General features: G+C 69.5%; 2 protein-coding genes. Both read right to left on the bottom strand.

Annotated features, from left to right (window positions below; all coding sequences use genetic code 11):
* Window positions 1-74: 74 nt before the first annotated feature.
* Window positions 75-860 carry an ABC transporter permease gene (locus tag ACWIHY_RS40270; RefSeq protein ID WP_454381724.1) on the bottom strand — a complete coding sequence of 262 codons (786 nt, stop codon included), beginning with the start codon at window positions 858-860 and terminating at the stop codon, window positions 75-77.
* Window positions 857-1,769: ATP-binding cassette domain-containing protein (locus ACWIHY_RS40265; RefSeq protein ID WP_454381722.1), on the bottom strand; the 913-nt coding region annotated here is incomplete at its 5' end. The genes ACWIHY_RS40265 and ACWIHY_RS40270, both read right to left, overlap by 4 nt.

Genomic DNA, 1,769 nt, shown 5'->3' with positions numbered 1-1,769 from the left:
ACGCCGACGGGGTGTCGGAGTACGCCGCCTTCGGCGGGACGGGTTGCGGGAGGCGGCCCGCGCTGTCATGGCGGTTACTTCGGGTCGCGGTTGAACTTCGCGGCCGACCAGAAGTAGCCGAGCACCGCGAGACCCAGGCACCAGGCGATGGCGAGCCACCCGTTGTGGCCGATCTCGCTGCCGAGCAGCAGCCCGCGCAGGGTCTCGATGGCCGGGGTGAACGGCTGGTACTCGGCGATCGGCTGGAACCAGCCCGGCATCCCGTCGACCGGGACGAAGGCGCTGGACAGGAGTGGCAGCAGGATCAGCGGCATCGCGTTGTTGCTGGCGGCTTCGGCGTTCGGGCTGATCAGGCCCATGCCGACCGCGATCCAGGTGAGCGCCAGGGCGAAGAGCACGAGCAGCCCGGACGCCGCCAGCCATTCCAGGGCGGTTGCGTCGGTGGACCGGAAGCCGATGGCCACGGCGACGGCGCCCACGAGGACCACGCTCGCTATCGACTGCAGCACGCTGCCGACGACGTGCCCGATGAGTACCGAAGGGCGGTGGATCGCCATCGTGCGGAAGCGGGCGATGATGCCCTCGGTCATGTCGTTGGAGACGGACACCGCGGTGCCGATCGTGGTGCTGCCGATGGTCATCAGCAGCAGGCCCGGCACGAGGTAGGCGATGTATGCGGAGCGGTTGCCGCCGCCGATGCCGGTGCTCATCGCGTCGCCGAAGATGTAGACGAAGAGCAACAGCAGCATGATCGGTGTGAGCAGCAGGTTCAGGGTGAGGGAGGGGTAGCGCCGCGCGTGGAGGAGGTTGCGCCGCAGCATCGTGGACGAGTCGCGGACGGTGAGGGAGAGGGAGCTCATCGGACTGACTCCTTGGGCTGGTTGGGCACGTTGGTGGCGCTGGTCAGGGCGAAGAACACGTCGTCGAGGTCGGGGGTGTGCACGGTCAGCTGGTCGGCCTCGATGCCGGCCGAGTCCAGCCGGTCGAGGACGGAGCGCAGCTCGCGCTGGCTGCCGTCGCTGGGGATCTGCAGCGACAGCGCGTCGTCGTCGCGGGTGACCTCGCGCAGGGCGGCGGCGGCGGACTGGTAGGTGGACGGGTCGGAGAAGCGCAGTCGCACGTGGCCGCCGGGGATGAGCCGCTTGAGTTCGTCGGCGGTGCCCTGGGCGGCGATCTTGCCGTCGTTCAGTACCGCGATGCGGTCGGCGAGCTCGTCGGCCTCCTCCAGGTACTGGGTGGTGAGGAAGACGGTGACGCCGCCTGTGACGAGTTCGCGGATGATCTGCCACATGGTGTGGCGGGAGCGGGGGTCGAGGCCGGTGGTCGGTTCGTCGAGGAAGATGATCCGCGGGTTGCCGACCAGGGTCATGGCGATGTCGAGTCGGCGCTTCATGCCGCCGGAGTAGGTGGAGGCGGGCTTCTTCGCGGCCTCCACCAGGTCGAAGCGCTCGAGGAGTTCGGCGGCGGTGCGCCGGCCCTCGCGCTTGGACAGGTGGTGCAGGTCCGCCATGAGGAGCATGTTCTCCTCGCCGGTGATCAGGCCGTCGACGGCGGAGAACTGCCCGGTGACGCCGATCGCGGCCCGCACGGCCTGCGGGTCGGTGGCGAGGTCGTGGCCGCCGACGCGGATCTCGCCGGAGGAGGCGTCGGTGGTGATGAGGGTGGAGAGGATCTTGACGGCGGTGGTCTTGCCGGCGCCGTTCGGGCCCAGCAGGGAGAAGATGGTGCCCTGCGGCACCGACAGGTCGACGCCGTCGAGGACGGTCTTG

The sequence above is a fragment of the Streptomyces sp. NPDC055287 genome, assembly GCF_053646035.1.
This window is presented reverse-complemented; position numbering and strand designations above follow the sequence as displayed.

Bases quoted from the DNA above. Each gene is read 5' to 3' on its own strand.
- ACWIHY_RS40270 (WP_454381724.1), bottom strand. From the start codon at position 860: ATGAGCTCCCTCTCCCTCACCGTCCGCGACTCGTCCACGATGCTGCGG.